Source organism: Pseudomonas sp. BNK-44-b (assembly GCF_047456245.1).
GTDB lineage: Bacteria > Pseudomonadota > Gammaproteobacteria > Pseudomonadales > Pseudomonadaceae > Aquipseudomonas > Aquipseudomonas machongensis.
This window is the reverse complement of sequence record NZ_CP179908.1, coordinates 5734045-5760265: the sequence shown is the minus strand read 5'-3', so window position 1 is coordinate 5760265 and position 26221 is coordinate 5734045. Positions and strand designations below refer to the sequence as shown.

General features: G+C 62.8%; 23 protein-coding genes. 13 read left to right on the top strand and 10 right to left on the bottom strand.

What is annotated here, in order from left to right:
- Positions 1 to 6 precede the first annotated feature (6 nt).
- From ACMGGG_RS26090 to ACMGGG_RS26070, 5 genes are all read right to left on the bottom strand, one after another.
- A complete protein-coding gene (locus ACMGGG_RS26090; RefSeq protein ID WP_112897189.1) occupies positions 7 to 1254 on the bottom strand; it encodes an ABC transporter permease in 1248 nt (415 codons plus the stop codon).
- Positions 1255 to 1321: 67 nt separating this feature from the next.
- The gene (locus tag ACMGGG_RS26085; RefSeq protein WP_054892231.1) at positions 1322 to 2356 is read right to left on the bottom strand and encodes an ABC transporter substrate-binding protein; all 1035 of its coding nucleotides are present in this window, start codon (positions 2354 to 2356) and stop codon (positions 1322 to 1324) included.
- A 40-nt stretch (positions 2357 to 2396) separates the two neighbouring features.
- Positions 2397 to 3509 carry an ABC transporter ATP-binding protein gene (locus tag ACMGGG_RS26080; RefSeq protein ID WP_065864570.1) on the bottom strand — a complete coding sequence of 371 codons (1113 nt, stop codon included), beginning with the start codon at positions 3507 to 3509 and terminating at the stop codon, positions 2397 to 2399.
- Positions 3510 to 3784: 275 nt separating this feature from the next.
- Positions 3785 to 4414, bottom strand: a complete 630-nt coding sequence (locus tag ACMGGG_RS26075) for a response regulator transcription factor (RefSeq protein WP_054892229.1) — start codon at positions 4412 to 4414, stop codon at positions 3785 to 3787.
- Positions 4415 to 4424: 10 nt separating this feature from the next.
- A complete protein-coding gene (locus ACMGGG_RS26070) occupies positions 4425 to 6812 on the bottom strand; it encodes a PAS domain S-box protein (RefSeq protein WP_414154674.1) in 2388 nt (795 codons plus the stop codon).
- A 95-nt stretch (positions 6813 to 6907) separates the two neighbouring features.
- Here ACMGGG_RS26070 and ACMGGG_RS26065 point away from each other — a divergent pair, with 95 nt between their 5' ends.
- Positions 6908 to 7909 (top strand): alpha/beta hydrolase family protein, encoded by a 1002-nt coding sequence (locus tag ACMGGG_RS26065; protein ID WP_054892228.1) that lies wholly within the window; start codon positions 6908 to 6910, stop codon positions 7907 to 7909.
- Positions 7910 to 7993: 84 nt separating this feature from the next.
- Here ACMGGG_RS26065 and ACMGGG_RS26060 read toward each other — a convergent pair whose 3' ends face one another.
- From ACMGGG_RS26060 to ACMGGG_RS26050, 3 genes are read right to left on the bottom strand one after another with little or no spacing between them, the layout of a single operon-like run.
- Positions 7994 to 8758, bottom strand: coding sequence for a TerB family tellurite resistance protein (locus ACMGGG_RS26060; protein ID WP_063542428.1), 765 nt, complete (start codon positions 8756 to 8758; stop codon positions 7994 to 7996).
- Position 8759: 1 nt separating this feature from the next.
- Positions 8760 to 9431 carry an N-acetylmuramate alpha-1-phosphate uridylyltransferase MurU gene (murU, locus tag ACMGGG_RS26055; protein ID WP_063542426.1) on the bottom strand — a complete coding sequence of 224 codons (672 nt, stop codon included), beginning with the start codon at positions 9429 to 9431 and terminating at the stop codon, positions 8760 to 8762.
- Positions 9428 to 10447, bottom strand: coding sequence for an aminoglycoside phosphotransferase family protein (locus tag ACMGGG_RS26050; protein WP_414154673.1), 1020 nt, complete (start codon positions 10445 to 10447; stop codon positions 9428 to 9430). Before ACMGGG_RS26050 ends, murU begins: the two co-directional genes overlap by 4 nt.
- A gap of 131 nt (positions 10448 to 10578) precedes the next feature.
- On the opposite strand from ACMGGG_RS26050, the gene ACMGGG_RS26045 reads away from it, so the two are divergent.
- From ACMGGG_RS26045 to ACMGGG_RS25995, 11 genes are all read left to right on the top strand, one after another.
- Positions 10579 to 13389 carry an LPS-assembly protein LptD gene (locus ACMGGG_RS26045; protein ID WP_414154672.1) on the top strand — a complete coding sequence of 937 codons (2811 nt, stop codon included), beginning with the start codon at positions 10579 to 10581 and terminating at the stop codon, positions 13387 to 13389.
- Entirely contained in the window at positions 13370 to 14689 is a 1320-nt protein-coding gene (gene surA, locus ACMGGG_RS26040) for a peptidylprolyl isomerase SurA (protein WP_054892223.1), read from the top strand. Before ACMGGG_RS26045 ends, surA begins: the two co-directional genes overlap by 20 nt.
- Positions 14686 to 15675, top strand: coding sequence for a 4-hydroxythreonine-4-phosphate dehydrogenase PdxA (pdxA, locus tag ACMGGG_RS26035; RefSeq protein WP_414154671.1), 990 nt, complete (start codon positions 14686 to 14688; stop codon positions 15673 to 15675). The genes surA and pdxA overlap by 4 nt, the downstream gene beginning before the upstream one ends.
- Complete coding sequence (gene rsmA / locus ACMGGG_RS26030; protein WP_063542418.1) at positions 15672 to 16472, top strand: 16S rRNA (adenine(1518)-N(6)/adenine(1519)-N(6))-dimethyltransferase RsmA; 801 nt, start codon at positions 15672 to 15674, stop codon at positions 16470 to 16472. The genes pdxA and rsmA overlap by 4 nt, the downstream gene beginning before the upstream one ends.
- Positions 16473 to 16638: 166 nt before the next feature.
- Positions 16639 to 17019 (top strand): Co2+/Mg2+ efflux protein ApaG, encoded by a 381-nt coding sequence (gene apaG / locus ACMGGG_RS26025; RefSeq protein WP_323453135.1) that lies wholly within the window; start codon positions 16639 to 16641, stop codon positions 17017 to 17019.
- Complete coding sequence (locus ACMGGG_RS26020; protein WP_414154670.1) at positions 17019 to 17885, top strand: symmetrical bis(5'-nucleosyl)-tetraphosphatase; 867 nt, start codon at positions 17019 to 17021, stop codon at positions 17883 to 17885. The genes apaG and ACMGGG_RS26020 overlap by 1 nt, the downstream gene beginning before the upstream one ends.
- Before the next feature lie 14 nt (positions 17886 to 17899).
- Positions 17900 to 18229: a thiosulfate sulfurtransferase GlpE gene (glpE, locus tag ACMGGG_RS26015; protein ID WP_054892218.1), complete on the top strand. Its 330-nt coding sequence runs from the start codon at positions 17900 to 17902 to the stop codon at positions 18227 to 18229.
- A 284-nt stretch (positions 18230 to 18513) separates the two neighbouring features.
- Positions 18514 to 20436, top strand: a complete 1923-nt coding sequence (locus tag ACMGGG_RS26010; RefSeq protein ID WP_054892217.1) for a PrkA family serine protein kinase — start codon at positions 18514 to 18516, stop codon at positions 20434 to 20436.
- 129 nt (positions 20437 to 20565) lie between these two features.
- Entirely contained in the window at positions 20566 to 21837 is a 1272-nt protein-coding gene (locus ACMGGG_RS26005; protein ID WP_054892216.1) for a YeaH/YhbH family protein, read from the top strand.
- Complete coding sequence (locus ACMGGG_RS26000) at positions 21834 to 23402, top strand: SpoVR family protein (RefSeq protein WP_125930925.1); 1569 nt, start codon at positions 21834 to 21836, stop codon at positions 23400 to 23402. Before ACMGGG_RS26005 ends, ACMGGG_RS26000 begins: the two co-directional genes overlap by 4 nt.
- A gap of 51 nt (positions 23403 to 23453) precedes the next feature.
- The gene (locus ACMGGG_RS25995; protein WP_414154669.1) at positions 23454 to 24560 is read left to right on the top strand and encodes a multifunctional CCA addition/repair protein; all 1107 of its coding nucleotides are present in this window, start codon (positions 23454 to 23456) and stop codon (positions 24558 to 24560) included.
- 156 nt (positions 24561 to 24716) lie between these two features.
- Here ACMGGG_RS25995 and folK read toward each other — a convergent pair whose 3' ends face one another.
- On the bottom strand, positions 24717 to 25229 hold the full coding sequence (folK, locus tag ACMGGG_RS25990) for a 2-amino-4-hydroxy-6-hydroxymethyldihydropteridine diphosphokinase (RefSeq protein ID WP_153772391.1): 513 nt from the start codon (positions 25227 to 25229) through the stop codon (positions 24717 to 24719).
- On the bottom strand, positions 25220 to 25576 hold the full coding sequence (gene folB / locus ACMGGG_RS25985; RefSeq protein WP_414154668.1) for a dihydroneopterin aldolase: 357 nt from the start codon (positions 25574 to 25576) through the stop codon (positions 25220 to 25222). The genes folK and folB overlap by 10 nt, the downstream gene beginning before the upstream one ends.
- Positions 25577 to 25649: 73 nt before the next feature.
- Between folB and plsY the strand changes: the two genes are divergently transcribed.
- A complete protein-coding gene (gene plsY, locus ACMGGG_RS25980) occupies positions 25650 to 26219 on the top strand; it encodes a glycerol-3-phosphate 1-O-acyltransferase PlsY (protein WP_054892211.1) in 570 nt (189 codons plus the stop codon).
- Positions 26220 to 26221 lie beyond the last annotated feature (2 nt).

Here is a 26221-nt window from a genome sequence, read left to right as displayed (position 1 = left end):
GGCTCCTCAGCTCAGGCGCAGGCGGCTGGCGCCGACCAGCCAGCTATAGATCAGGTACAGCAGCACGGTTGCCAGCAACAGCAACCCGCCCAGGGCCGTGGCCATGCCCCAGTTGATGCTGGTGTTGGTGTAGAAGGCGACGAAATAGCTGACCATCTGGTCGTTCGGGCTGCCCAGCAGGGCGGGGGTGATGTAATAGCCGATGGCAAGGATGAACACCAGCAGGCAGCCGGCGCCGACACCAGCGTAGGTCTGCGGGAAGTACACTCGCCAGAAGCTGGCGAACGGATGACAGCCCAGCGAAATCGCAGCACGCATGTAGCTGGGCGAAATACCCTTCATCACGCTGTACAACGGCAGGATCATGAATGGCAGCAGGATGTGCACCATGGAGATGTAGACCCCGGTGCGATTGAACACCAGCTCCAGCGGCTGATCGATGATGCCAATGGCCATGAGCGCGCTATTGATCAGGCCGCCAGACTGCAACAGCACGATCCACGCCGCCACCCGCACCAGGATCGAAGTCCAGAACGGCAACAACACCAGGATCATCAACAGGTTGCTCTGCCGGGTCGGCAGGTTGGCCAGCAGGTAGGCGAGTGGATAAGCCAGCACCAGGCAGATCACGGTGATCACCACCCCCATCCACAGGGTGCGGGCAAAAATGTCCAGATAAATGGCCTGGTCAGGGGTGGTTTTGGCCAGTTCGCCCAGATCATCGATGCGGTGATCCAGCGAGGCCAGCAGATAGAAAGGTGTCACCTCGCTGGTGTTACGGCGAATTGCCTGCCAGTAGGCCGGGTCGCCCCAGCGCTCATCAAGGGTCTGCAGGGCGTCTTTATAGGAAGCCGGTTCGGTCTTGAACGGCAGTGCACGTGCTGTCTTGGACAGCAGGCTGCGGTAGCCGGCCAGCTCCATGTTCAGGCGCTTGGAAAGCTCGCCCAGGGTCTGATTCTTGCGCGATTCGGCCAGGTCCTCGCTGAGAGCCTTGTACACCGCCTCGTCGGGCAGGCTCTTGCCGTCCCACTGCAACACGGCTTCGACGGTGCGCGGCAGGCCCGCGACCACCTCGGGGTTTTCGACGCTCTTGTACAACAGTGCGGCGATCGGCACGAGGAACACCAGCAGCAGGAACAGCGCCAGCGGCGCGATCAACGCCTGGGCCTTCCAGCGGTTGACCCGTTCGGCGCGCTTGAGGCGCTGTTTGAGACTTGGACCTGCGCCTTCATTCAGGGGCACTGCAATGGCCATGGCGAACTCCGAAAAACACAGAAAACGAGGGAGCGCCGGTCAAACCCCGGCGCTCCTTTGAGGCGCGTTACTTCTTCGCAGCCCAGGCGTTGAAGCGTTGCTCCAACTGCTCGCTGTTGTCGGCCCAGAAGGCCACGTCGATCTGCACCTGGTTGGCGATGTTCTCAGGCGTGGTCGGCATGTCCTTCTTCACATCGTCCGACAGCAGTTCGATGGCCTTGGAGTTGGCAGGGCCGTAGGCGATGTTCTCGGAGTAGATCTTCTGCTGTGCCGGTTGCACGGTATAGGCGATGAACTTCTTCGCCTCTTCCACGTTCTTCGCACCCTTCGGAATGGCCCAGGCGTCGAAGTCGTAGATCCCGCCGTTCCACACCACCTTAAGGTTGCTGTCCTTCTGTACCGCAGCGATCCGGCCGTTGTAGGCCGAGCTCATGACCACGTCACCCGAGGCCAGGTACTGCGGCGGCTGGGCGCCGGCTTCCCACCACTGGATGTTCGGCTTGAGCTCGTCGAGCTTCTTGAAGGCTCGGTCTACACCGGCTTTGGTCTGCAGCACCGAGTACACATCCTTGGGCGCTACGCCGTCGGCCATCAGGGCGAATTCCAAGGTGTACTTGGCACCCTTGCGCAGGCCACGCTTGCCGGGGAATTTCTTGGTGTCCCAGAAATCGGCCCAACTGGTGGGCGCGGTCTGGAGTTTGTCGGCGTTGTAGGCCAGCACCGTGGACCACACGAAGAAGCCTACGCCGCAGCCCTGGATCGCACCGGGTACGTAGTCGGCCGCGTTGCCGAACGGCGCGGGGTCGAGTTCCTCGAACAGGCCTTCCTGGCAACCGCGCTCCAGCTCTGGCGACTCCACCTCGACCAGATCCCACGACACGCTCTTGGTATCGACCATGGCTTTGACCTTGGCCATCTCGCCGTTGTATTCCCCGGCGACGATCTTGCCCTTGCCGGCCTTTTCCCACGGCTCGTAGAACGCCTTGACCTGGGCCGCCTTGTTGGCACCGCCGAACGACACCACGGTGAGGTCCGCGGCGAGGGCCTGCCCCGCGGTGAACAGCCCCAGGGCCAGGGCGGTCAGTTTCAACTGCTTGCGCATTATTATTCTCTCCACAGTACAGGGTTGGTGAAGCAATCGATCAGTGGGCTTCGGCAATCGGGTCGAGCGCACGGGCGTGCTCCACCTGCCAGCCAAGCGGTACCACATCGCCCACGGCCAGGGCCGGGTCGAGCTCGGCGATTGGCTGCTTCACGAAGAAGTCGGCCTTGCCGCAGACTTCCAGGCGCACCCGCACGTGGTCGCCCAGGTAGATGAACTCGGCCACGCGGCCGGAGAAACGGTTGACGCAATGCTCGCTGTGGCCGTTGAGCCGCACGCGCTCCGGGCGGATCGACAGGGTCACCGGCTCGCCGGCCTGGCCGACGTTCACTGCCAGCGCCTCGACCTTCTCGCCACGTGCCAACTGCACCTGGCAGCGCTCGCCGTTGCGCGCCAGCAGGGTGCCGTTGATGCGGTTGTTCTCGCCGATGAAGTTGGCGACGAAGGTGTTGGCGGGCTCTTCGTAGAGGGTGCGCGGGTCGGCGATCTGCTGGATCTCGCCCTGGTGGAATACCGCCACGCGGTCGGACATGGTCAGCGCCTCGCCCTGGTCGTGGGTGACATAGACCACGGTCACGCCCAGGCGCTGGTGGATATGCTTGATCTCCATCTGCATGTGTTCGCGCAACTGCTTGTCGAGCGCCCCGAGCGGCTCGTCCATCAACACCAGTTGCGGCTCGAACACCAGCGCTCGCGCCAGCGCCACACGCTGCTGCTGACCGCCGGAAAGCTGACCGGGGTAGCGCTTGGCGAAGCTGTCGAGCTGGACCATGTTGAGCACACGCTTGACCCGCTCGCTGATGTCGGTCTTGCTCAGGTTGCGCACACTCAAGGGGAAAGCCAGGTTCTCGGCGACGGTCATGTGCGGGAACAGCGCATAGTTCTGGAACACCATGCCGATGTCGCGCTTGTGCGGTGGCACGTTGTTGATCGAGCGCCCGGCCAGCTGGATCTCACCGGCGGTGGGGGTCTCGAAACCGGCCAGCATCATCAGGCTGGTGGTCTTGCCCGAACCGGAAGGGCCGAGCAGGGTGAGGAACTCGCCCTTGCGGATGTCGAGGTTGAGGTCCTTGACGATCAGCGATTCGCCGTCGTAGCTCTTCTGCACACCACGGAAGCTGACCAGCGTCTCGTTCGAATTCGCCTCGCTCATGCCCTGCACCTTCTTGTTGGAATGACTGCGTAGGCAAAAGACTAGAAGAACGGCAAAGCCCCGGAAATCGGGGGTGCTGAGAGAATGCCATCATCCAGATGGAAGAGTTGTTGTAGGGATTGCCCTACAAGGATGACGCGATTGGAATACTCCTCATCCCGACACCTCCAACCCTGTGGGAGCGGGCTTGCCCGCGAAGAGGTCGACACAGACACAGAGATCGACAGGCAGGGACCTTTCGCGGGCAAGCCCGCTCCCACAGATGCATGTCGCAATCAGACCAGCTTGTGCTCCATGGCGTACTTCACAAGCTCCGCCAGCGAATTGACCTTGAGCTTCTGCATCAACCGCGCCTTGTGGGTACTGATGGTCTTGCTCGACAGCGCCAGCTGCTGGGCGATGTCGTTGACGTTGGCACCCTGGGCCAGGCGTTCGAACACCGAGAACTCACGCTCCGACAGCAGTGTGTGCAGCGGCCGGGTCTCGGTCAGGCCCACCTCGAAGACCATGCGGTCGGCCAGCACCGGGTCGATGTAGCGACCACCACCGGCGACGCGGCGGATCGCGGTCAGCAGCAGCGCCGGGTCGCTATCCTTGGTCGCATAGCCAGCCGCCCCCGCCTTGAGCGCGCGTGCTGCCATCTGTGCTTCGTCGTGCATCGACAGCACCAGGATGGCTGGCGGACTGTTCAGCGCGCGGATCCGCGGAATCGCCTCCAGGCCGTTGACGCCCGGCATCGAGATATCCAGCAGCACCACCTCGCAGGGGGTATGGCGCAGGGTTTCGAGCAACTGCTCGCCATTGCCGGCCTCGCCCGCTACCAGCATGTCCTTGGCCAGGCCGATCAATTGCTTGATGCCCTCGCGGACGATGGTGTGGTCTTCAGCCACCAGCACTCGAATCAAGGTGTTTCTCCTAATAAAGAGGGATGGCCACGCTCAGGCTGGTGCCCTCGCCCGGCTCGCTTTCCAGGGTCACGCTGCCGCCCAGCATCAGCACCCGCTCACGCACGCCGACCAGGCCGAACGAGGTGGGGCGTGACTGAGCCGGGCTGAAACCGGCACCGTCGTCGATCACCGTCATGCGTAGCCAGTCATTTTCATGCTTGAGCTCGATTTGCACCGTGTGCGCCCTGGCATGGCGCATGACATTGGTCAGCGCCTCCTGCAGGATGCGGAACAGTCCAGTGGCCTTGGCATCGCTCAATGCTGGCAGATTATCCGGCACCTGCACCAGGCAGGGAATCTGCGTGCGCGCCTCGAAGCGCCGGGCCTGCCATTCGATGGCCGAGGCGATCCCGGCATCGAGGATCGGCGGACGTAACGCCGTGGCCACATCGCGCACCAGCTGGAACAACTGGGCGATCAGTCGCTTCATGCTGGTAAGTCGCTCGTTGAGCCCCGGGTCGAGCTCGGCGAACGCCAGCTCGCACATCGAAACTTCCAACTTGAGCACAGTGAGCATCTGCCCGAGCTCATCGTGCACTTCACGGGCGATCCGCGCCTTCTCCTCCTCACGCACACTCTCCAGGTGTGCCGACAACTCACGCAGTTGCTCCTGGGAGCGCGCCAGTTCCAGCTCGACCCGTTTGCTCTGGGTGACATCCCAGACAATACCGTCCCACACCACCCGGCCATCGGCCTGACGCCGGGCGCTGGCCTTGATGTCGGCCCAGCGCTGCAGACCTTCGCGGGTGAGAATGCGGCCCTGCCAGGACCAGTCGCGGTCATTGGCCAGCGCCAGGTCCTGGACCCGGTGATAGTCGGCGCGGTCATCGGGGTGGACCAGATTGCGCAGCCCCATGTCCGCCTGCTGAATCTGGGCGGGGGCATAGCCGACCAGCGCCTCGCTGCCCTCACTGACATAGGGAAACTCCGGCTCACCCTCGGCAGGATCACGCTCCAGGCGAAAGACCAGGCCCGGCACGTTGCCCGCGATACCCTTGAGCCGCGCCTCGCTCTCGCGCAGGGCCGCCAGGGCGCGGCGGCGCTCGGTGACATCGGTGATGAACACCACCAGGTATTCGGCATCACGAAAACGCAGAAAGCTCAGTGACAGCTCCACCGGCAGCAAGCTGCCATCGGCACGACGGCACAGGGTCTCGAACGCTTGTGTCCCACTGTCGCCCGTGCGCGCACGCTTCCACAACTCCAGCCACCGGTCCATGTGCAGGCTCGGCTCGATATCGATCAGCGGTCGCTCGAGCAGTTCGCCCTCGCCATGGCCGAGCATGCGCTCGGCAGCATGATTGGCGTAGCGCACATGGCTGTCCCAATGCACCCAGAGGATGCCAACGGTGCTCTGGTCGATGGAAAACTGGCTGAGCCGCAGTGCCTCTTCACGGGCCTGGCGTTCGAGCAGGCTCTCGCGCACGCTCAGCAGGCTCCGCTCGAGTCGGCGCTGCTGGCGACGCTGCATCGCCAGGGTGGCCAGCGCGCAGAGCAGCAACAAGCCGAACAACAACGCAAGGTTCTGCCAGAACCCCGCCGACTCGCTCAGGCGCGGGTACTTCGGTTGCAACCAACGCTGGTGCAACTGCTCCAGCTCCTTGGCCGGCATCGCCTGCAGACCGCGCTCCAGCACGTCGGCCAGCAGCGGCCAATCGCGGCGCGAGCCGATACGCAGCAACTGCGGCAGGCCAATATCGCCCACGACCACCAGGTCGCCGAATTCGCTCTCGCGCGACAGGCGACTGAGCTGCGCCTCGTCGAGCACGGCGTAGCTGGCTTGCGCACCCAGCACCAGTTGCAGCGCCTCACGCTCATTGGGCACGCCCTGCAGGTTGAGATTGGCGAAGTTGCCACGCAGGTAATCGGCCAGGCTGCTTGGCATGCGCACGGCCACCCGGTCGCTGGCGCCAAGCTGCTCCAGGTCGACCGCCAGCGCACCACTGCGCAGGCCAACCAGCAATTGCGGCACACGCATGTAGGGGTCGCTGAACAGCCACAGGCGCAGGCTTGCCGGGGTTTGAGCAAGGCCTGGAGCAAAATCGATCTCGCCAGCCTGCAACGCATGCTCCAAAGCAGCCTGGTCTGGGAAGTTTCGCCAGGTCAGGTCCAGATTCAGAGCCCGCCCCAGCCAACTCACCAGCTCGACGTTGGCCCCGTACAACTGCTGCAGGCGCCGGTCGAACTGAGCATAGGGTGCTTGCAGCACCAGGCCCACGCGCAGGCTGCGATGGCTGTCGAGCCATTGCTGCTGCGCAGGCTCGAGCACCACCGACGGGGGTGCCGGGGCTTTGGCAAGGGCGATCAAGGGCAGGCACAACCAGCCGATAACCAACAGGCAACGCATTCGCTTCATCGATACGCTCGTCTTGGCAAATGACGGCCATCTGCGTGGCCGTCGCGGGCAAATACTATTAGGCTGCCGGTATCATTCTGGCCTTGGGTTGATCCATGTTCATACTTTATCGCACGACGCTGGCCATGTTCTGCCTGGCCTCGGCCCTACCGCTCGCGGCCCATGCCGCCGACCCCGACAAACCTGCCGCGCCGGCTGAAACCACTGCCGTGCGCGCGCCCCTTGCCGAACGCAGCCAGGAAGACGCCCAGGCTCTCGAACGCCTGGTGCCCAAGGCCGAGCAGAAGACCCTGCAGGCCGACGGCGAAAACTTTCTGGCGCTGTGGAAACCGGCAAACGACAGCGCCCCGAAAGGCGCCGTGATCATCGTGCCCGGTGCCGGCGAAACCGCCGACTGGCCCAATGCTGTCGGCCCGCTGCGCAACAAGTTCCCCGATGTCGGCTGGCACAGCCTGAGCATCAGCTTGCCCGATCTGCTGGCCGACAGCCCGCAGGCACGCGCCACCGACACACCCGCCGCCCAGCCCGACAAGGTAGAAGGCAAGGGCACCAGCGCCCCGGCCAAGGATACGCCGGACGACGCCAACGCCAATGTCGCCCAGGCCACGGCGGCCGATGCCGATACCGCGCAGGGCACCGACGCCGTGCAGGCCGACGAGCAGAACGACTCGGCCGACGCCACCCGCATCTTCGCCCGCCTCGATGCTGCCGTGGCTTTCGCCCAGCAGCAGAATGCCCACAGCATCGTCTTGATCGGCCATGGCAGCGGTGCGTACTGGGCGGCGCGCTATGTGAGCGAGAAACAGCCACCACAGGTGCAGAAGCTGGCACTGATCTCGGCGCAGACACCGGCACGGGTCGAGCACGACCTGGAAAGCCTGGTGCCGACGCTCAAAGTGCCCACCGCCGACATCTACGTCATGACCCGCACCCGCGATCAGAACGCCGCCAAGCTGCGCCTGCAAGCCAGCAAGCGCGAGAAGGACAGCCAGTATCGGCAGCTGTCGCTGATTGCCATGCCGGGTGCCAGGGCAGCGGAGCAAGAGCAGCTGTTCCGTCGGGTGCGGGGATGGTTGATGCCGCAGGAAGCGCAGTAAGGGGCTGGGTGTGTTGCCCCCTGTGGGAGCAGCGGTTCGCCGCTGCGACTTGCCCGCGACGAATTCACCACCGCACCCTGCCCCTCAAATCCCCCGCCGCTTGCGAATCAGGGCATAAGCCTGATGCAACTCACGCGTGCGCTCGGTCGCTTCACGCACCCGAGCCGCGCTTGCACCACTACCGACCAGCTTGTCCGGGTGATGCCGGCTGACCAGTCGGCGATAGGCCTGCTTGATCCGATCACCGTCGGTATCGGCCTCGACGCCCAGCAGTCGCAGCGCCGCGGCATAGGTCATCACCCCGCCCTCGACCGCAGAACGGTTCGGCTCGTACTCCTGGGACAAGGCCTGCACCTGGTTACGGCTCATGCCCAATTGCTGGCCCCAGTCCAGCAACAGTTCACGCTCGTGCCGCCCCGCCTTGCCATCGGCCCAGACCATGCGCCAGCACGCCCGCAGCGTACCTTCGGCGCCGTGGGGCTGCTGGCCGATACGGCGCAGGTACTGCCCCAGACGGTCCTTGCCCGACTTGCCGCGGTTGAATGCCGCGATCGCCCGCAAGCGGGCGGGCTCCGCAAGGTCCAGGCGGGTCATTTCCTGACGTGCCTGATAGATATGCCCCTCTGCGACTCGCCCATCACTCTTGGCCAGACGCCCCAACAGCACGAACAGCAACTCTTCGTCGCGCAAGGCCGGACGCCCACCCAGGCGCTCGCGCACATCATCCCATCCCTGCAGGCGCAGACGCCGGTCCATGGCCTGTCCCAGCAAGGCGCCCAGCAAGGCGCCAGGAATGCTGGCCACGGCAAAACCGGCTCCGGCACCAATCACTGTGCTCGGCCACCACATGTCAGGCACGCTCGCCGATCAGGCGCTCGACCTCGGCCAGGCGCTCGAGAGTGCCGACGTCGATCCACTGCCCAGGATAATGCTCACCTGTCACCTGCCCGGCCGCCATTGCCTGGCGCAGCAGCGGCGCGAGCTTGAAGGCGCCGGGCTGGCAGCCTTCGAACAACTTCGGGTCGAGTACCGACAGGCCACTGAACGTCAGGGTGCCGGGAGCGTCGTCGCCATCGACGACGTGCGTGCCGTCGAGACGGAAGTCGCCACGCCCGTGATGCCCCGGATTGTCCACCAGCACCAGGTGCGCAAGGCCCTGAAGCGGTTGAAACAGGCGCTTGAAGTCGTAATCGGTCCAGACGTCACCGTTGACCAGCAGGAACGGCGCATCCCCCAGCAGCGGCAGCGCCTTGAAGATGCCGCCGCCGGTCTCCAGCGGCTCGCCCTCGGGCGAATAGCTGATGCTCAGACCGAAGCGGCTGCCATCGCCCAGGTGATCCTCGATCTGCTGCCCGAGCCAGGCATGGTTGATCACCACATCGCTCACCCCCGCCCTGGCCAGAGCTTCGAGGTGGTACTCGATCAGCGGCTTGCCCGCGGCAGGCACAAGGGGTTTGGGGGTGTGCAAGGTCAGCGGGCGCATGCGCTCGCCCTTGCCTGCCGCCAGGATCATCGCTTTCATGGGTGTGCCCCAGTCTTGAGTTCGCCGATCAGTTGACCGAGTTCGGCCAGCTCAGGGCGACGGGCGATCACTTCATCTATATAGGCGAAGAAACGCGGCACGTCGGTGAGGTAGCGCGGTTTGCCATCGCGGTGACAGATGCGGGCGAAGATGCCGATCACCTTGAGGTGGCGCTGTACGCCCATCAGGTCGCTGGCACGCTGGAATTCTTCAAACTCAGGCTGCACCGGAATCCCTGCGGCCTGCGCCTTGTCCCAGTAGCTGCGCAACCAGCCATCGACACGTGCTTGCGGCCAACTCAAGAAGGCATCCTTGAACAGGCAAGTGATGTCGTAGGTCACCGGGCCATAGACGGCGTCCTGGAAGTCCAGCACGCCCGGGTTGGGGGCGCTGTGCATGAGGTTGCGCGGCATGTAGTCGCGGTGCACCAGGACCTTGGGCTGGGCCAGGGCGCTGTCGATCAGTTGCTGGCTGATGCGCTGCCAGCTGGCTTGCTGCGCTTCGGTGAAGGTCAGTTTCAGTTCACGCCCGACATACCACTCGGGAAACAGCTCAAGCTCACGGCGCAGCAAGGCGGTGTCGTAGCTCGGCAGCGGCGCTTGCATCGGCAGTTGTTGCTGGGCCAGCAGCGCGTCGATGGCATCGGCGAACAGCGCATCGGCATTGTCGTCGCCGATGATTTCCAGATATGTCTTGCGCCCCAGGTCGCTCAACAGCAGGAAGCCGCGCTCCAGGTCCTGGGCATGGATCACCGGCACGTTGATACCCGCGCTGGCCAGCAAGTGGTCGATGGCGACGAAAGGTGCGCAATTTTCCTGCGGCGGTGGCGCATCCATGATCACGAAACTGTGCCCGCCGCCCTCCCAGCGGAAGTAACGGCGAAAGCTCGCGTCGCTGCTGGCGGCGGTCAGGTTGCCCGCAGGCACGTCGCCCCAGGCGTTTTCGCGGAAAAGATTCTGAAGCTGTTGTTCGAGCCACACAGTCAGCTGTTGCAGGCGTACATCATGATCAGGCATTACAAGGGTCTCCGACGGCCCCTAGCCGTCAAGCGGGTCATGCTTTATTATCCAGCATCTTTTTCAGACCATCGAGAGGCGTGCGGCCCCACACGCGGGCAGATGGCACGCAGGAAGCCCGGACTAATAAGATGGCATTGAAATCCCCCGCGTTTCGTAGAAAGTTTCCATTGCTGGTGACTGGCGGTCTGCTGGCCCTGCAACCTCTGGCCACATCGTACGTGGTGGCTGCCGAGCAGTTCGACTGCCAAGTGTCCGCCGCCGGTGGTTGGGACTGCAAGCCCAAGACCGCTGCCAGCACTCTGCCGCCGCGCCCTGTGCACGATGGCGCCGCGCTCAGTGGCGGCACCGAGGCCCAGACCGCCGAGGCGGCTGGCAGTGCCGAGCCCAAGCCGGTGCTGGTCACCGAGAGCAAGGGCCGCGCGCTGAAATCGCGCAGCGAAGACTACAGCCATCTGGACTGGGTACCCCGCGAGAAGCTCACCGCTGCGCAACTGGCCGAGACCGGCCCGTATTGCGGCGGCGCGTACATCGAGCCGACCCGTCCGGGCATGAACGACTCCACGCCCAAGGACGAGTCGCCGACCTATCTCAACGCCAAGGTCTCCAAGTACCAGCAGGAGCAGCAGATCGCTACCCTGGCCGGTGACGTGGTCATGCGCCAGGGCAGCATGCAGGCCGAAGCCGACGAAGCCAACCTCTACCAGACCGAGAACCGCGGCGAGCTCAAGGGCAACGTCAAGATTCGCGACAACGGTACGCTGGTGGTGGGCGACCAGGCCGAAGTCCAGCTCGATACTGGCGAAGCCAAGGTCGACAACGCCGAATACGTGATGCACAAGTCGCACATCCGCGGCTCGGCCCTGTACGCCAAGCGTGCAGAAAACGCCATCATCCGCCTCAAGGACGGTACCTATACCACCTGTGAGCCGGGCAGCAACGCATGGCAGCTCAAGGGCAACAACATCACCCTGAACCCGGCCACCGGCTTCGGTACCGGCACCAACGTCACCCTTCGGGTCAAGGATATTCCGGTGTTCTACACACCGTACATCTACTTCCCGATCGACGACCGTCGCCAGTCCGGTTTCCTGCCGCCGTCGTTCAGCACCAGCAGCGACACCGGCTTCATGCTGGTCACGCCGTACTACTTCAACCTGGCGCCGAACTACGACGCCACCCTGTATCCGCGCTACATGGCCAAGCGCGGCTTGTTGATGGAAGGCGAATTCCGCTACCTGACCAAGTCGAGCGAAGGTCAGTTCGGCGGCGCTTACCTCAACGACGAGGACGACGACCGCAAGCTGCAGACGGACTACAAGAAAGAACGCTGGATGGTCAACTGGCAGCACAAGGGTGGCCTGGACGACCGGATCATGACCGAGGTGGACTACACCGACATCAGCGACCCGTTCTACTTCCAGGACCTTGAGACCGACCAGATCGGCGTGCAGAAGCGCGACTTCGTCAACCAGCAAGGGGCATTGACGTACCGGGGTGACACTTACAATGCGCGGTTGAACGTGCATGCGTACGAAATGGCCACCATTTCGCAGATCACGCCTTATGATCGCCTGCCGCAGATTACCGTTAACGGGATGCTGCCATACCATCCTGCTGGCTTCGATTTCTCTTACGATACCGAGGCTGTGCGCTTTGATCGTAATCTGAAGAATGATTTCGTACGAAACAAAGACGGGCTCCCGGATGACAGCACCGGATTTCCTGGACGTCGTCTGGACGAAAACGTATCTGGCATCGCTCGAGCGAACGGCACCCGCTTGAATATCGCCCCAGCGATGAGCCTGCCGATGGAAGCCAGCTATGGCTACATCACGCCGAAGCTCAAGTACGCTTACACCAGCTACGATCTCGATCTAGACAGCCAAGGCAAAGCCCAGGCAATCGCTCAGTCGGCAAACCCTGCGTACGGCAGCTACCACAGCTCGCTGAACCGCGACATCCCGATCTTCAGCGTCGACAGCGGCCTCTACTTCGACCGCAACACCTCGTTGTTCGGCACCAACTATCGCCAGACCCTCGAACCACGTCTGTTCTACCTCTATGTCCCTAACAAGGACCAGAAGGACATCCCGCTGTTCGACTCCGGCGAAACCCTGTTCAGCTACGACTCGCTGTTCCGCGATAACCGCTTCAGCGGTATCGACCGTATCGGCGACGAGAACAAGCTGTCGCTGGGCGTGACGACTCGCTGGATCGAGGAAAACGGCTTCGAGCGCCAACGCTTCAGCATCGGCCAGGCGTACTACTTCGAAGACCGCAAAGTGCAGTTGCCAGGTATCAACTACCGCGAGCGCGATGACGCTAAGTCGAACGTTTCGCCATACGCTCTGGTGTATCAGTACGCCTTCAACCGCGACTGGCGCTTCAATTCGGACTTCAACTGGGATCCAGACAGCCGCAGCACCCGTTCGGGCAGCGCGATGTTCCACTACCAGCCTGAAGACAACCCGAACAAAGTGATCAACGCCGGCTATCGCTACCGTAACGACACCATTACCTACGACTCCCTGACCGGTCTGTGGAAAGTCGGCGGCGGTGACTACGGCACACCTGGCCAGCCGGGCTACATCAAGGATTACTACAAGATCCAGCAGCACGACTTCTCGGTCATCTGGCCGATCGTGCCGCAATGGAGCGTCATTGCCCGCTGGCAGCACGACTACAACCGCAACCGCACCCTCGAAGCGATGGGCGGTTTCGAGTACGACAGCTGCTGCTGGAAGCTGCGCCTGATCAACCGCTACTGGCTCGACACCGACGACTTCAGTCAGGCCCTGCCGCAGAACGAAAAGGGCGACCACGGCGTATTCCTGCAGATCGTCCTCAAAGGCCTCGGCGGCGTCGTGGGCAACAAGGTCGAATCGTTCCTGGACCAAGGCATTCAAGGTTACCGTACCCGTGAAGAGCAAGCTTATTGATCGTCTGCGCCCGCTGATGCTGGGCGCCGTAATGCTGAGCGGTGCGGTGCATGCCGCGCCGCAACCCCTGGACCGCGTGGTGGCCATCGTCGATAACGACGTGGTCATGCAGAGCCAGCTGGACCAGCGCGTACACGAAGTGCAGCAGACCATCGCCAAGCGCGGCGGTGGCGTGCCGCCTGCCGGCGCCCTGGAACAGCAGGTGCTGGAACGCCTGATCGTCGAGAACCTGCAACTGCAGATCGGCGAGCGCTCGGGCATTCGTATCACCGACGAAGAACTCAACCAGGCCATCGGCACCATCGCCCAGCGCAACGGCATGTCGCTGGATCAGTTCCGTGCTGCCCTCGCTCACGATGGTCTGTCGTTCGATGACGCCCGTGATCAGGTCAAGCGCGAGATGATCATCAGCCGCGTTCGCCAGCGTCGCGTGGCCGAGCGCATCCAGGTGTCCGAGCAGGAAGTGAAGAACTTCCTCAACTCCGACCTGGGCAAGATGCAGATGTCGGAAGAATACCGCTTGGCCAACATCCTGATTCCGACCCCGGAAAGCGCCAATTCGGACGCTATCCAGGCCGCGGCACGCCAGGCTGGCGAGGTCTACCAGCAACTGCGCCAGGGCGCCGACTTCGGCCAGTTGGCCATCGCCCGCTCGGCCAGCGAAAACGCCCTGGAAGGCGGCGAGATGGGCTGGCGCAAGGCCGGCCAACTGCCACCTGACTTCGCCAAGATGCTCAGCAGCATGTCCATCGGTGACATCACCCAGCCGATTCGCATCCCCAACGGCTTCATCATCCTCAAGCTCGAGGAGAAGCGCGGTGGCAGCGAAAGCGTACTGCGCGACGAAGTCCATGTACGTCATATCCTGATCAAGCCCAGCGAGATCCGCAGCGATGCGGCGACCGAGCAACTGGCTGAACGCCTGTACGATCGCATCAAGAATGGCGAAGACTTCGCCCAACTGGCGAAAAGCTTCTCGGAAGATCCAGGCTCCGCACTCAACGGCGGCGACCTGAACTGGGTCGACCCGAACAGCCTGGTACCGGAATTCCGCGAGCAGATGGCCAACGCCGAGCAAGGCGTCGTGACCAAGCCGTTCCGCACCCAGTACGGCTGGCATGTGCTGGAAGTACTCGGTCGTCGCGCTACCGACAGCACCGAACAGGCCCGCGAGCAGCAGGCCCTGAACGTACTGCGCAACCGTAAATACGACGAAGAGCTGCAGACCTGGCTGCGCCAGATCCGCGACGAAGCCTACGTTGAGATCAAGCTGCCTGGCGCCGACCAGGCGACCCAGTGAAGCCCCTGCGCTTCGCCGTCACCCCCGGCGAGCCGGCCGGCATAGGTCCAGACCTGTGTCTGCTGCTCGCCGCAGAGCCTCAGCCGCACCCCCTGATCGCCATCACCAGCCGTGACCTGCTCGCCGAGCGGGCCGCGCAGCTGGGGCTGGCGGTTACGCTGCTGTCGGTGTCGCCGGATGCCTGGCCAGACCAACCGGCACCTGCAGGCAGCCTCTACGTGTGGGACACGCCGCTGGCAACGCCTGTAACTGCCGGCCAACTGGACTCACGCAACGCGGCCTTCGTCCTGCAGACCCTGACCCGCGCGGGCCAAGGCTGCCTGAAAGGTGACTTCGCCGGGATGATCACCGCCCCGGTGCACAAGGGCGTGATCAACGAGAGCGGTATCGCCTTCTCCGGGCATACCGAGTTCCTCGCCGACCTTACCCAGACGGCCCAGGTGGTGATGATGCTCGCCACCCACGGGCTGCGTGTGGCGCTGGTCACCACGCACCTGCCGCTGCGCGACATCGCCGACGCCATCACCGCCGAACGCCTGGAACGCGTCACGCGCATCCTGCATGCCGACCTGCGCGACAAGTTCGGCATCACCCAACCACGCATCCTGGTCTGCGGCCTCAACCCGCATGCCGGCGAAGGCGGCCACCTTGGCCGCGAAGAAATCGACATCATCGAGCCCGCGCTCGAGCGCCTGCGCGCCGAGGGCATGGACCTGCGCGGTCCATTGCCGGCCGATACCCTGTTTACCCCCAAATATCTGGAGCACTGCGACGCAGTGCTGGCGATGTACCACGACCAAGGCCTGCCCGTACTCAAGTACAAGGGCTTCGGCGCCGCAGTCAACGTGACGCTGGGCCTGCCGATCATCCGTACCTCGGTCGATCATGGCACTGCCCTGGACCTGGCTGGTAGCGGCAAGGTCGACACCGGCAGCCTGCGCGTCGCCCTGGAAACCGCCTACCAGATGGCCGAGAACCGACCATGAACGAGCACTACCAACACCGGGCGCGCAAGCGCTTCGGCCAGAACTTCCTGCACGACGCCGGCATCATCGACCGCATCCTGCGGGCGATCAACGCCAAGGCCGGCGAGCACCTGCTGGAAATCGGCCCGGGCCAGGGCGCCCTGACCGAGGGCCTGCTGGGCAGCGGCGCACAACTCGACGTGGTCGAGCTGGACAAGGACCTGGTGCCCATCCTCCAGCACAAGTTCGCCGACCGCGACAATTTCCGCCTGCACCAGGGCGATGCCCTCAAGTTCGATTTCAATACCCTGGGCGTGCCGCCGCGCAGCCTGAAAGTCGTCGGCAACCTGCCCTACAACATCTCCACGCCACTGATCTTCCACCTGCTGGCTCACGCCGGACTGATCCGCGACATGCATTTCATGCTGCAGAAAGAAGTGGTCGAGCGCATGGCCGCAGGTCCGGGCGGCGGGGACTGGGGACGCCTGTCGATCATGGTGCAGTACCACTGCCGCGTGGAACACCTGTTCAACGTCGGCCCTGGCGCGTTCAATCCACCACCAAAAGTGGATTCGGCCATCGTCCGCCTGGTGCCGCACGAAGTGCTGCCGCACCCGGCCAAGGACCCGGCACTGCTCGAGCGCGTGGTGCGCGAAGCGTTCAACCAGCGCCGCAAGACCCTGCGCAACACACTCAAGGGGCTGCTCGACAGCCAGGCCATCGAGGCGGCTGGCGTCGATGGCAGCCTGCGCCCTGAACAGCTGGACCTGGCGGCCTTCGTGCGCCTGGCTGATCAACTGGCACTGCAGCAAGGCTGACTCGGCCCTTCCTGCCCCTTCGCCGGCAACCCGCACCTATTCTGGGAGCGGGTTTACCCGCGAAGTACCCCACACCGATGACAGCGCCCACCGCTGGCCCTTCCCCCTCTCAATGGCCTAGACTGCGACAATCGCGTTAATGCTCCCGTTCGCCCAAGGCCCTTGCATGTCCGACCCCCGCTACCAGATCGACGTCAGCGTCGTGACCCGCTTCCTCAAAGAGCAATCCGACCCCGAGAACAACCGCTTCGCCTTCGCCTACACCATCACGGTGTCGAACAACGGCACGCTCAAGGCCAAGCTGAGGGGGCGCCACTGGCTGATCACCAACGGCGACGGCAAGGTCGAGGAAGTGCGCGGCGATGGCGTCATTGGCCAACAACCGACCATCGACCCCGGGCAGAGCTATACCTACAGCAGTGGCGCAGTTATCGCCACCCGCGTCGGTACCATGCAAGGCAGCTATCAGATGTTCGCCGAAGACGGTACACGCTTCGACGCCGAGATCGCGCCGTTCCGTCTGGCTGTGCCTGGAGCTCTGCACTGATGGCCACCTACGCCGTCGGCGATCTGCAAGGCTGCCTGCAACCGCTCAAGTGCTTGCTCGAACGCGTCAACTTCGATCCCAAGGTCGATCGCCTGTGGCTGGTGGGCGACCTGGTCAACCGTGGCCCGGAATCGCTCGAAACCCTGCGCTACCTGTATGCGATGCGCGAGTCGCTGGTCTGCGTGCTCGGCAACCATGACCTGCACCTGCTCGCAGCCTGGCATAACATCGAGCGCCTGAAGAAAAGTGACACCCTGCGCGAGATCATCGAGGCACCAGACGCCGATCAGTTGCTCGACTGGCTGCGCCGCCAGAAGCTGCTGCACTATGACGAGGCCCGGGGTATCGCCATGGCTCACGCCGGCATCCCGCCCCAGTGGACGCTGGGCAAGGCCCTGGAGCTGGCAGCAGAGGTGGAGGAGGTGCTGCGCGACGACAGCCGCCTCAAGCTCTACCTCGACGGCATGTATGGCAATGAACCGAACAAGTGGAGCAAGAACCTCAGCGGCGTCGAGCGCCTGCGGGTCATCACCAACTATTTCACCCGCATGCGTTTCTGCACCACCGACGGCAAGCTCGACCTCAAGAGCAAGGAAGGCCTGGACAGCGCCCCCAAGGGCTACAAGCCCTGGTACGCCCACAAGGACCGTCGCTCGCGCCACGTGAAGATCATTTTCGGCCATTGGGCCGCCCTCGAAGGCAACGTCGAAGAGCCGAGCGTCATCGCCCTGGACACCGGTTGCGTATGGGGCGGCGCCATGACCCTGTACAACCTGGACAGCGGCCAATACCACCGCTGCGACTGCACCGACGAAGGCACCGTACGTACGGCACCGGAACCCACTAGAATCAACGACCGAACCTGAAGGAAAACGTACCCATGAGCGAATTCAAGCGCATCCCTCCGGAACAGGCCCTGGCCTTGCGTGCACAAGGTGCGGTGGTGGTCGACATTCGCGATCCCCAGGCCTTCGCTGCCGGCCATATCACCGGCGCCCGCCATCTGGATAACCATTCGGTGGCCGACTTCATCCGCAACGCCGACCTCGACGCGCCGACGCTGGTGGTCTGCTATCACGGTAACTCCAGCCAGAGTGCCGCCGCCTACCTGGTGGGCCAGGGCTTCTCTGAGGTCTACAGCGTCGACGGCGGCTTCGAGCTGTGGCGCGCTACCTATCCGGCCGAAACCGCCCAGAGCGACGCCGAATAATTTTTTTCATTTCCCCTCAAGCCCGCGTCACCTGCGGGCTTGCGCCTTACCTGACGAACGGTCGGAAGCAACTTCTCGGCCCCTCGCCCTTGACCTTGCGTATTACCAACTATCCTTAAGCGCAGGCCATCCAAAAAAGGGGAGAGCCGGTACACCGGCGTGCGGGTCATCGGTAGCGTTCCAAGGTGTTCTGGGGGGTAAACAGCAATCGGTGAAAGCCGCTTGCATGCCAGCATCAGCTGACTGATCCGGCGTCGTCTCCACGTATCGAGCGAGGTGACGTCATGAGCATTTTTAGCCACTTCCAACAACGTTTCGAGTCAACGCGCCAGGAAGAACTCTCGCTGCAGGAGTACCTCGAGCTGTGCAAAGAGGATCGCAGTGCCTACGCATCGGCCGCTGAACGGCTGTTGCTGGCCATCGGTGAGCCGGAACTGATCGACACCTCGAGCAACTCCAGACTGTCGCGGATCTTCTCCAACAAGGTGATCCGCCGGTATCCGGCCTTTGCCGACTTCCACGGCATGGAAGAGTGCATCGACCAGATCGTTTCATACTTCCGCCACGCCGCCCAAGGCCTGGAAGAGAAGAAACAGATCCTCTATCTGCTGGGCCCGGTAGGCGGCGGCAAATCGTCCCTGGCCGAGAAACTCAAGCAGCTGATGGAGAAAGTGCCGTTCTACGCCATCAAGGATTCGCCCGTGTTCGAGTCGCCACTGGGCCTGTTCAACGCCACCGAAGACGGCGCCATCCTCGAAGAGGAGTACGGCATCTCGCGGCGCTACCTGAACACCATCATGTCGCCCTGGGCGACCAAGCGTCTTCAGGAATATGGCGGCGATATCAGCAAGTTCCGCGTGGTCAAGCTGTACCCTTCGATCCTCAACCAGATCGCTATCGCCAAGACCGAACCCGGCGACGAGAACAACCAGGACATTTCCGCACTGGTCGGCAAGGTGGATATCCGCAAGCTCGAGGAATTCCCGCAGAACGACGCCGACGCCTACAGCTACTCGGGCGCCCTGTGCCGGGCCAACCAGGGCCTGATGGAGTTCGTGGAGATGTTCAAGGCACCGATCAAGGTCCTGCACCCCTTGCTCACCGCCACCCAGGAAGGCAACTACAACAGCACCGAGGGCCTGGGGGCAATTCCCTATTCGGGCATCCTGCTGGCCCACTCCAACGAGTCTGAGTGGCACACCTTCCGCAACAACAAGAACAACGAGGCGTTCATCGACCGGATCTATATCGTCAAGGTGCCCTACTGCCTGCGGGTCAGCGACGAAATCAAGATCTACGACAAGCTGTTGGTCAACAGCTCGCTGTCCAAGGCCCATTGCGCGCCCGACACCCTCAAGATGCTCGCCCAGTTCACTGTGCTCTCACGCCTGAAAGAGCCGGAAAACTCGAACATCTACTCGAAAATGCGGGTATATGACGGCGAAAACCTCAAGGATACCGATCCAAAGGCCAAGTCGATCCAGGAGTATCGTGATGCCGCTGGCGTCGACGAAGGCATGAACGGCCTGTCGACCCGCTTCGCCTTCAAGATCCTCTCCAAAGTGTTCAACTTCGACCCGCACGAAGTCGCGGCCAACCCGGTGCACCTGCTTTATGTGCTCGAACAGCAGATCGAACAGGAGCAATTCCCGGCCGAGGTGCGCGAACGCTACCTGCGCTACCTCAAGGAATACCTGGCACCGCGCTACATCGAGTTCATCGGCAAGGAAATCCAGACCGCCTACCTGGAGTCCTACAGCGAATACGGCCAGAACATCTTCGACCGTTATGTGCTGTACGCAGACTTCTGGATTCAGGACCAGGAATACCGCGACCCGGAAACCGGCGAAATCCTCAACCGGATCGCCCTCAACGAAGAACTGGAGAAAATCGAGAAACCGGCCGGCATCAGCAATCCGAAGGACTTCCGCAACGAAATCGTCAACTTCGTGCTGCGTGCCCGCGCCAACAACAACGGCAAGAACCCAAGCTGGCTGAGCTACGAGAAGCTGCGGGTGGTGATCGAGAAGAAAATGTTCTCCAACACCGAAGACCTGCTGCCAGTCATCAGTTTCAACGCCAAGGCAAGCAAGGAAGACCAACAGAAACACAACGACTTCGTCACGCGGATGGTGGAACGTGGCTACACCGACAAACAGGTGCGCCTGCTGTCGGAATGGTACCTGCGGGTCAGGAAATCGCAATAAAGCGACAAGCTGTCAGCCACAGGCTGCAAGCTGTACGGCGCGACCGTCAGGTCCGCGCCTCGGCTTGCAGTGCTGGTGGCTGCTGTGTCTCGCAGCTTGACGCTTGCAGCTGCTCTTAGCGGAGGCCCCATGAGCTACGTAATCGACCGACGCCTGAACGGCAAGAACAAGAGCACGGTCAACCGCCAGCGCTTTCTGCGCCGGTACCGTGAGCACATCAAGAAGGCCGTCGAAGAGGCGGTCAGCCGCCGCTCCATCATGGACATGGAGCATGGTGAGCAGATCAGCATTCCCGGGCGCGATATCGACGAACCGGTGCTGCATCACGGCCGTGGCGGCAAGCAGACCATCGTTCATCCGGGCAACAAGGAATTCACCGCAGGCGAACATATCGCCCGTCCGCAAGGCGGTGGTGGCGGTGGCGGACGCGGCAAGGCCGGTAATTCCGGCGAGGGCATGGACGAATTCGTCTTCCAGATCACTCAGGAAGAATTCCTCGAGTTCATGTTCGAGGACCTGGAGCTGCCCAACCTGGTCAAGCGTCACCTGACCGGTGCCGACACCTTCAAGACCGTACGCGCAGGTATCGCCAACGAGGGCAATCCGTCGCGCATCAACATCGTGCGTACACTGCGCTCGGCCCATGCCCGGCGCATCGCCCTGACCGGCAGCAGCCGCGGCCTGCTGCGCGCAGCGCAAAAGGAACTGGAGCGGCTGAAAGTCGAGGAACCCGATAACTTCACCGACATCCAGGAAGTCGAAGCCGAGATCGTGCGTCTCAAGGCACGCATCAACCGCCTGCCCTTCCTCGACACCTTCGACCTGAAGTACAACCTGCTGGTCAAGCAGCCCAACCCCAGCTCCAAGGCGGTGATGTTCTGCCTGATGGACGTCTCCGGCTCCATGACCCAGGCCACCAAGGATATCGCTAAGCGCTTCTTCATCCTGCTGTACCTGTTCCTCAAGCGTAACTACGAACGCATCGAGGTGGTATTCATCCGCCATCACACCAGCGCCCGCGAGGTGGATGAAGAAGAGTTCTTCTACTCGCGCGAGACCGGCGGCACCATCGTCTCCAGCGCCCTGAAAATGATGCAGGAGATCATGGCCGAGCGTTATCCGGCCAGCGATTGGAACATCTATGCGGCCCAGGCGTCGGATGGCGACAACTGGAACGACGACTCCCCTATCTGCCGCGATATCCTGACCAAGCAGATCATGCCGCACGTACAGTACTACACTTACGTCGAGATCACCCCCCGCGAGCATCAGGCACTGTGGTACGAGTACGAACGTATCGGCGAGGCGTTTCCCGACACCTTCGCCCAGCAACAGTTGGTCTCGGCCGGTGACATCTACCCGGTCTTCCGTGAACTCTTCCAGCGCAGGTTAGCCACATGACCGCCAGAGCACAGAGACGCCAACCCATTTCCACCGGCTCGGAATGGACCTTCGAGCTGATCCAGACCTACGACCGGGAAATCAGCCGCCTGGCCGCGCGCTATGCGCTGGACACCTACCCCAACCAGATCGAGGTGATCACTGCCGAGCAGATGATGGATGCCTACGCCTCGGTGGGCATGCCGCTGGGCTATCACCACTGGTCCTACGGCAAACAATTCCTCAGCACCGAGAAGTCCTACAGCCGCGGGCAGATGGGCCTGGCCTACGAGATCGTCATCAACTCCGACCCCTGCATCGCCTACCTGATGGAAGAAAACACCATCTGCATGCAGGCGCTGGTGATCGCCCACGCCTGCTACGGGCACAACAGCTTCTTCAAGGGCAACTACCTGTTCCGCACCTGGACCGACGCCAGCTCGATCATTGATTACCTGGTATTCGCCAAGCAGTACATCGCCCAGTGCGAGGAACGCCATGGCATCGATGCGGTGGAGGACCTCATCGACTCCTGCCATGCCCTGATGAACTACGGCGTCGACCGCTACAAGCGGCCATACCCCATCTCCGCCGAGGAAGAGCGCCGGCGCCAGAAGGAGCGCGAGGAACACCTGCAGCGGCAGATCAACGACCTGTGGCGCACCATCCCGAAGGGCGCCGACAAGGGCAGCGACAAGGACGACGCGCGCTTCCCTGCCGAACCCCAGGAAAACATCCTGTACTTCATCGAAAAACACGCGCCGCTGCTCGAACCCTGGCAGCGTGAGGTGGTAAGGATAGTGCGCAAGATCGCGCAGTACTTCTATCCGCAACGCCAGACCCAGGTGATGAACGAAGGCTGGGCAACCTTCTGGCACTACACCCTGATGAACGACCTGTACGACGAAGGCCTGGTCACCGACGGCTTCATGATGGAGTTCCTGCAATCGCACACCAGCGTGGTGTTCCAGCCCGGCTTCGACAGCCCCTACTACAGCGGCATCAACCCCTATGCCCTGGGCTTTGCCATGTACACGGATATCCGCCGGATGTGCGAGCACCCAACGGAAGAGGATCGCCGCTGGTTCCCGGAAATCGCCGGCAGCGACTGGCTGTCGACCATCAAGTTCGCCATGAGCAGCTTCAAGGACGAGAGCTTCATCCTTCAGTACCTTTCCCCCAAGGTGATCCGCGACCTCAAACTGTTCAGCATCCTCGACGACGACCAGCGCGACGACCTGCTGGTACCGGCCATCCACGACGAGGCGGGGTATCGCGTCATCCGCGAACAACTGGCGGCGCAGTACAACCTGGGGAACCGCGAGCCCAACGTGCAGATCTGGAGCATCGACCGCCGCGGCGACCGCTCGCTCACCCTGCGCCACCAGCAGCACAACCGCAAACCGCTGGGCGACTCCACCGAGGAAGTGCTCAAGCATCTGCACCGCCTGTGGGGCTTCGACATACACCTGGAGACCGTACAGGGTGACCAGGTGGTGAAAACCCACCATATGCCGCCCCGTGGCGAGCATGGGGAACCAGGCGACTACGGCCGCATGGATCTCGCCGTCATCCACCACCTCTGAGACCTCGTGACTGCCGACAAGGTATGCTGTCGGCAGTCACGGAGGTTGTACATGCACATCTATAAAGTTGGCGGCGCGGTTCGCGACCGCCTGCTCGGGCGCCCGGTCAGCGATATCGACTGGTTGGTAGTCGGCGCCACGGTCGAAGAAATGCAGGCCCTGGGCTTTCGCCCGGTAGGCGCGGATTTCCCCGTCTTCATCCACCCGAAAACCGGCGAGGAATACGCCCTGGCGCGCACCGAGCGCAAGAGCGGTCGCGGCTATGGCGGATTCACCTTTCACGCCAGCCCCGAAGTCACACTCGAGGAAGATCTGATACGCCGCGATCTGACCATCAATGCGATGGCCGAGGACGACCAAGGCAATCTGCACGACCCCTACCATGGCAAAGTCGATCTGGATAGACGCATTCTTCGCCATGTTTCCCCGGCATTCGCCGAAGATCCTTTGCGAGTGCTGCGGGTTGCCCGCTTTGCCGCGCGCTATGCGCCGCTGGGCTTTCACGTCGCCGATGAAACCCTTGAACTCATGCGCCAGATCAGCACCAGCGGCGAACTGCAGGCACTGACTGCCGAACGGAGCTGGAAAGAGATCGAACGTGCGCTGATGGAAGCGCAGCCACAGGTGTTCATCGAAGTGCTGCGCGACTGCGGCGCGCTGCAACAACTGATGCCGGAGCTCGACCCCAGCCCGCAGGCACTCGCCCCGCTGCAACAGGCGGCAGAGCATCGGCAGCCACTGCACGTGCGCTGGGCCTGCCTGCTGCAAGGCGTTCGGGACACCTCACAACTGAAAGCTGTAAACCAGCGCTTCAAGGCGCCACGTGAATGCCAGGAATTGGCACTGCTGGTTGGTGAGTGCCTGCCTCTGGCGCATCGCGCAATGGAGCTGGAAGCAGCGGCATTGCTGGAGCTTCTGCAGAAGTTCGACGTGTATCGCAGGCCGCAGCGTTTCGAAGACTTCATCGCCGCCTGCGAGATGGAGGCACTTGCGCGGCAAGCAGAGCGTTATCCACAGGCCGCCTACCTGCGAGGCGCGGCGTCGGCGGCACGAGACGTCGATGTGAAACCCTTGGTTGCACAGGGTTTGACCGGACAGGCATTGGGAGAGGCACTGAAGGCAGAGCGCTTGCAGGCGTTGACACGCTACAAAGGCTGACCTTGCGCAGCGAGCCCGATCCTTGTGGAGCTGCGGTGGATGGCACCGGCTTTGCCGGCGATCGCGGCGCAAGTCGCAGCGGCAAACCGCCACCGCCAGGTGAGAAAAGGCCGCGACATTGAAACGGCCTTCAGATTCTGGATAACGCAGTCGTGGCTAAAATGGCTGCGTCAGTTGCAACCCACGCCACTCGAACGGCACGGGCGCCAGCTCCTGCTGGATATTCGCCTGCTGCCACAACTCGGCCATGGATTTACCTGCTCCAGGATGCACCAGATCGGGCGCGAGCAACGACAGCGGCCAGAGCACGAACGCGTTTTTCAGGATTTCGGCGCGCGGCAGTACAAGCCCGTCGAAAGTACCGTGCAGCTCATCGAACATCAGCACATCGATATCCAGCGGCAACCCCTTGCGATCCGGGGCATAGCGGCCGTTTTCCGCCTCGATGAACTTGAGCCGGCGATCCAGCTCCAGTAGCGGCAGCGCGGTCTGCCCGCTCACCACCAGGTTGAAGAAAGGCCCGCTCTTGATCCCTACCGCCTGGCTCTCGAACACCGCCGAACAGCGCATGTCCTGGAGGATGCCGGCCAGCGCATCAAGCCCGGCGCACAGGTGGCGCTCGCGGTCGATATTGCTGCCCAGTCCCAGGTAAACCGTGCTCAGAGACATCCGCGCTCGATCTCCACGCCCACGCCACCCCGGGCCGCAGGAACGGCACCGGGCTTGGTCAGCTTCAGCCGCATCCACGCAATGCCGAACTCTTCCATCAAGGTCGCCGCCAGACGCTCGGCGAAGGTTTCTACCAGCTCGAAGCGCGACTGCTCGGCAAAGGCCTGGATACGGGCCGAGACACTGGCGTAGTCCAACGCCAGGTCGAGGTCGTCACCGGCCGCCGCCGGGCGGTTGTCCCAGGCGAAACTCAGGTCCAGGCGCAGGCACTGGCGAATATCCCGCTCCCAGTCATAGGCACCGATGACGGTATCGACTTCCAGTCCCTCGATGAACACTCTGTCCAAGCACTTCTCTCCACAGACGACAAGGGCGACTGGCGCCGTTAGAATCAGGGCGTCCCCGCCCGGAATAGTTAGCATGTTTTGGTTATTGGCGCTGCTCGCCTACCTGCTCGGCTCGCTGTCCTTCGCCATTGTCCTGAGCCGCCTCAGTGGCAACCCCGACCCTCGCTCCAGTGGTTCGGGCAACGCCGGCGCGACCAACATGCTGCGCCTGGCAGGCCGCAAGCTGGCCATCCTCACCCTGCTCGGCGACCTGTGCAAGGGTTTGCTGCCAGTGCTGCTGGCCGGACTTGCTGGCCTGAGCCTGCAGGCCCAAGCCTGGATAGGCCTGTGCGCGGTGATCGGCCACCTGTTTCCGCTGTACTTCCGTTTCCAGGGCGGCAAGGGCGTAGCCACTGCGGCGGGCATGCTCATGGGGCTGTACTTTCCCGCCGCGCTGCTGGCGATCGGCGCCTGGTTGCTGACCTTCTACCTCACCCGTACCAGCTCGCTGGCGGCCTTGATCGCCACGCCTCTGACCCTGCCGCTGCTGGCCTGGCGCGAGCCGGCCGCGCTGCTGCCAATGACGGTGCTGACAGTACTTATAGTCTGGCGACACCGCAGCAATCTGCGCGACCTGTTTGCCGGCCGCGAACGACATTTCTGAAT